Below are 5,449 nucleotides of genomic sequence, written 5' to 3'. Positions count from 1 at the left end.
CATGGCACGCAGGGAGTCAACGCCCATCTCTGTCAGCTCGGCACCATCTTCCGTATGCTGCGCCATTGTACTGCCGGTTTTTGCTTCCAGCAGATCCAGCACATAAGCTTTGATGTTTGCATAATTGCCGTCTTCTTTCACTATTGCCAGCAACTTTTCATCCCGTTGTCCTTGCATTAAATTATTAGCCATGGCTAATTTGGCGGCGATGATCTCAAAACGTTGCTGCTGATAGCTGTCCCGGCATTTTACCCGTTGCAGCTTACCGCTGGTGGTACGGGGAATACCCAGCGGTGTGGTTAATACAATATCGTACGGGGTTATTCCATATGCACCGGCTACTGCCTGGTCAATGGTGCGGATCACGGCTGCTGCATCCAGCCCGCGGATGGCGGTTCTTTTTACTTCCGCTACAATCACCAGCGCATCTGCCTGCGCAGCAGTGCTGAATACCGCTACACCATTGGGCTCAATGGCGGCGTGGCTGCTGCTTGCCAGCTGCTCTATATCATAAGGGTATACATTCTTTCCGCGGATGATCAGCATCTCCTTTAAACGGCCATGCACAAACAGCTCCCCCTTGTGCAGGAAACCCAGGTCGCCTGTTCTCAGGAATTTTGTTCCATCCAGCTCATAGAAAAGATCATGACCTGCTTTATTCCAGTAACCAGTAGTAACACTTTCACCGGCAATACAGATCTCTCCTTCCTGCAGCTCGCCACATTCAGTGCCATCATTCAAAGAAATAATTTTCAGCTGCATGCCATCGGCTACTTTCCCGGAACCTGCTACTACCCTGGCATTGGCATGCCCTGCATTCACCAGCTGAATGAGGCCATTGCCTGCGGCATTTTGATCAATGTAAAGGGTAATGGGGAGCGCCTGCTGCTTGTTGCCGGATACCAACAACGTAGCTTCTGCCAAACCATAGCAGGGGTAAAAAGCATCCGCCTTAAAACCGGCCGCTGCAAAGTGTTCGCTGAAACGCTGCAGGGTATCGGGGCGTACCGGCTCTGAACCGTTATAGGCCACCTGCCAGCCGGAAAGGTCTAACGCTGATAGTTCATCTTTAGAGATCCTGTTCACACAAAGATCATAAGCGAAATTGGGCGCGCCGCTGTGCGTAACCTTGTATTTCGTGATCGCTTCCAGCCATCGTTTAGGCGTTTGCATAAACTGGAAAGGCGACATCAGCACACAGGTACAGCCCACATACACCGTATGCAGGATGTTGCCAATGAGGCCCATATCGTGGTAAAAAGGTAACCAGGAAAAAATAACGGAGCTGCTGTTACCATCAAAAGCATTTTGAATAAGCTGTTGATTATGCAGCAGGTTAGCGGCTGTAATAATTACGCCTTTGGGATGACCGGTAGAACCGGAAGTGTATTGAATGAAGGAGATCTCATTCCACACAGGCGCCTGCAATACCTTAAGAGGCACACTTTTATCGGTGCTGATGATCCGGATCTTATCCAGGATCTGCCCTAATCCCTGCTGCAGGTAAGGGATAGAGGCATCCGTACATAAAACGGCGCTGGCCTGCGCATCCTCAATAATGTGTACCAGCCTGGCGAATTGTTTGCTGCCTTTAACGTAAGGCACGGGCAGTGGAATAATACCCGCGTACTGACAGGCTAAGAACGAAACAACAAATTCCAGCACATCCTGGTAAACCAACAGCACCCTTTTACCGGCCCATTGCTTTTCTGCTAAAGCGGCGGCTACTTTTTCAACCGTGGCTGCCAGTCTGCGATAGGTAATAGCCTTTTCATCATGCGCTTCATTTCCAAGCACAATAAAAGCTTTTTTGTCTGGTGTAACATTTGCATAAGTGAGCAAATGATCAACGATGGTTTTCCCGTTATTTTTCATAACAACTTTTGACTGATCTGATCTAATCTAATGGGCACTAAAGACCCGGTCCGGGGCACGGCGCCGGATGCTAACACAGGTGGGTGTTGTTAGCACTACAGGGCTACAGGGCGTACTACAAACAATAAAAGTGTACTACCGCCTGCGGCTATAAACTATAATCTTCAGTGAAATGTGTACTATTAAACACTCAAGGCTAATGGTTATTACATCAAATAAAAATTTTTCAATAATTAGTATATGTCTGTCTAATGGATTCTTTTTCCTTACTTTTTGGGGGTAACATTAGTCTGGTATCCGGTGTAATATTTATCAACACATCTCTATGAGATACTTATTCAGCGAAACGTTCACAACAATATAGAGGTTCAGGACACTCACATGTACCAATACCTTCTGCTGGCCTTCGTGCTCTGCAATCTCGCAGGACAGGCCTGACAAGGGGCCGTCTTCGATGCGCACTTTTTGTCCGGAATGAACATTGCCGGACAGCACTGTTATATCCGGGCAATTATCCACCAGCATACTTATATTTTGTATCACTTCGTCTTTAACGCGTGTTATCTTTTTTCCAAATTTTACATAGGTGATCACCCCATCCGTATCCGCACAGGTATAGTAGTCCGTCATGCTTTGCAGCTGCACGAACACATAGGATGGGAAGAGCGGAGTAAAACCCAATTTTTTTCCGTCTGCACGATTGCCTTTGTTCTTAAAGACTGGTAAAAAAGTTTTGATGTCTGATTTTGACAACTGCGTGGCCACTTTTTTTTCCTGCCTCGGCTTCGTATAGACCAGGTACCAACCTGCAACAAAAAAACTCATAAAAGCCGGCTTTAGACATTTAATTAACGAAACAGTTTTGAAGGGCATACTGCTTATATGCACTTATTTTATTGCTGATAAAGAATAAAAAACACAGCTACCGCTACAGTGAAAGCATGGCTTGTTTCACAGAAGCTTAAATGGTGGAGGCAGACAACCCGCGCATCAACAAACATACACACTGGTCCTCTTGGGGGACGCGGGCCTTTAGGATATGGAAAAAATTAAAAAAAGTAAAAGCTACCGCTACAATAAGACGTGAATACTTACTGCAACTTAAAATTTTAGGTGGCGGTCTTAAGACGGCATTCCCTCTTAAAAACGACAACTATAGTAACTATTGGCCTGAATTTTAAATCTGAGTAATTCGGTTTTCAGATTTCTCGACGGCATTTTTTCTTATTCAATAGAATCACTGATCCTTACTCCTCTCGTCTGGTGGTCGACTAAACATCTATTGGGTCAATCAGGGGTTACTAGAGTTTTCAAGACAAATATAATTTTAAAATTAAAACAACCAACACTTTTTTTGAGAATTTCACAACAAGATCATTTACGCGGCTCATAAATTGTATCAAAAATTTATTCACTCGTTTCTTGCTGCACCTAAAATCACACTCCGCCACAACCCTTTACTGTAGCGGTTTATATCTGCTCCGGTTATTTTCAAAAAACAGATGCGCCATCTCTTCTCTCACATTAAAATAAAAATATAGTGTACGTAATACGCTTTTGCATCTCAAAAATCGCGTGTATTCTTTTTAATAATGCAATTATTCTAACCAGCTATTATAAATAGCCATGCTTGTAACAGGAAAATAACATTTTAGGGAAACGGGTCAGCGCTAACCTATGTTTTGCTCTCAGGTACACCAGGCTAAATTAGTTTTATTTCAAACCAATTATCCGTACCTTTGTTTCCGGGTGAGCCTGGCGTCTTCCCGCACCCTAACTGCAAAAGCAATAAATTTGTTTGTATGAACACTACGGGCAATATTACCGAACTGGCGCGCGACCTTACAAGGTCTGTCCGGGAAATGCGCTCCATTATGCGGCTGCATATCCAGGCCAAGCTCCGGGAATACCAGTTTGATATTTCTTTTGAGCTGCTGGAAATACTGGCCTATTTATGGCGGCAGGATGGGGTGAACCAGCAGGAAATTGCGGATATTATTATTAAGGATAAATCCAGCACCACTTACCTGATCGATAACCTGGTAAAGCGGAACCTGGTAGAACGTATAGCGGATGAAAACGACCGGCGCAATAAGCTCATCTTTTTAACCAGAGAAGGGAAACAGCTGCAGAAACAATTTAACCCGCTGATCACTGAAATGTATGAAACGGCCACGGCCGGCATAGCTTTCGGTGTAATGGAAAAGGCTATTGTGATGTTAAATAAAATGAATGACAACCTGAAACAAACATTATGAAAACATTACTCATCCCTGTAGACTTCACCGATACTGCGGAGAATGCGGTGAATTTTGGCGCAGCCTGGTGCAAACGGTACGACTATACGCGCATTATACTGCTGAAAACTTTTTATGACAATATCTTTGACCAGATCGTACTATCGGCGGAATATGCGGTGAACCAGGATTACCGGCAGCAGGAACGGCAGGATGTGCTGGACCACCTGGAATCCCTGCGCCAGCGGGTAGCTTCCCAGGTAGACCAGGATGTGGCCATACTCACCGTTGTAAGCGAGGCGCCTATGTTGCGCGCCATCCTGGATACGATACGCGATGAAAAAGCAGATACCCTGCTGCTGGGCAGCGATAACTACAGCTATTCCAGCGGCAGCATTGTAGCCGGTCATGTGGTGAGCATTGCCAAAGTAAGTCCAATTAAAGTGCTGGTGGTGCCCGCCGGTTATACCTATAAACCTGTGGAAACCGCGCTGGTACCCGTAGACTTTGATGCGCTGCAGCCTTTAAGCCGGTTTAGCCATGTACAAACCTCCCCAACCTGGGGCGACACCAAATTGCTGGTGCTGAATGTTGATCCGGAAGAAACCTATTTACACCCGGATGCAACCTTCCGCGAAAAAGAGGAGAACCTGCATACCTATCTGCAGGATTTTACCCATGAGCTGCATTACAGCAATGAGCCGGATCTCCTGAACGGGGTACGGCAGTTCGTAGAGGCGCACCCGGTACAGCTGGTAATAGCCCTGCCGGGTAAGCACAGCTTCCTGTATTCCCTTACCCATAAAAGTATTTCCGAAGCTATTTACAAAAATGCGCAGGAACCGGTGTTAATATTAAAGTGATGACCATTTGTTATAGTTGAGCCGTTACAGTGAAAGGCTGTAACGGCTTTTTCTTTTTGCAGGCTTGGGATAAGTGATTAAATTGAAGCGGACAATTTAACCCGGGGGCATCCCTTCACTTATACATCCCTGCAATACCGTATGAAGTACCTGATAACCAGCGTCCTTTTCCTTACCTGTTTTTGTGCCCATGCGCAGCACAACCTTTCCGGCAGCTTACGCCATAGCCTGTACACTTACGTGTACCGTATTGATAATAAAGAAGCGGCCCGGCTCTCCAAAGACCGGCTGGAAAACGACAATGAAAAATACCTGCATTCCCTGGTGGATTCTTTTAAAACCGGTGATGAGCTGCCTGCATTAAGCGATGGCAATTACCTGCTGGTAAATGCATCCGGTAACCGCCTGGAATACCAGCTATATACTGCCGGCAATGTGCGTATGAAGCTGGTAAGCAATGATCATGATCAGCAG

5 protein-coding genes are annotated in these 5,449 nt (G+C 45.8%); 3 read left to right on the top strand and 2 right to left on the bottom strand.

Annotated elements, in window-relative coordinates; genetic code table 11:
• On the bottom strand, positions 1-1,875 hold a 1,875-nt coding region (locus VIM87_RS14035; protein ID WP_331997601.1), incomplete at its 3' end, for a fatty acyl-AMP ligase.
• 312 nt (positions 1,876-2,187) lie between these two features.
• Positions 2,188-2,700 (bottom strand): UpxY family transcription antiterminator, encoded by a 513-nt coding sequence (gene nusG, locus VIM87_RS14030; protein WP_331997600.1) that lies wholly within the window; start codon positions 2,698-2,700, stop codon positions 2,188-2,190.
• Between the two features lie 977 nt (positions 2,701-3,677).
• On the opposite strand from nusG, the gene VIM87_RS14025 reads away from it, so the two are divergent.
• The 3 genes from VIM87_RS14025 to VIM87_RS14015 form a co-directional block, all read left to right on the top strand.
• Complete coding sequence (locus tag VIM87_RS14025; RefSeq protein ID WP_331997599.1) at positions 3,678-4,133, top strand: MarR family transcriptional regulator; 456 nt, start codon at positions 3,678-3,680, stop codon at positions 4,131-4,133.
• A complete protein-coding gene (locus VIM87_RS14020; protein WP_331997598.1) occupies positions 4,130-4,975 on the top strand; it encodes a universal stress protein in 846 nt (281 codons plus the stop codon). The genes VIM87_RS14025 and VIM87_RS14020 overlap by 4 nt, the downstream gene beginning before the upstream one ends.
• Positions 4,976-5,116: 141 nt before the next feature.
• The coding region (locus VIM87_RS14015; protein ID WP_331997597.1) for a hypothetical protein at positions 5,117-5,449 on the top strand (333 nt) is incomplete at its 3' end.

It is taken from the genome of Chitinophaga sp. (genome assembly GCF_036569125.1).
Classification (GTDB): domain Bacteria; phylum Bacteroidota; class Bacteroidia; order Chitinophagales; family Chitinophagaceae; genus Chitinophaga.
This window is presented reverse-complemented; position numbering and strand designations above follow the sequence as displayed.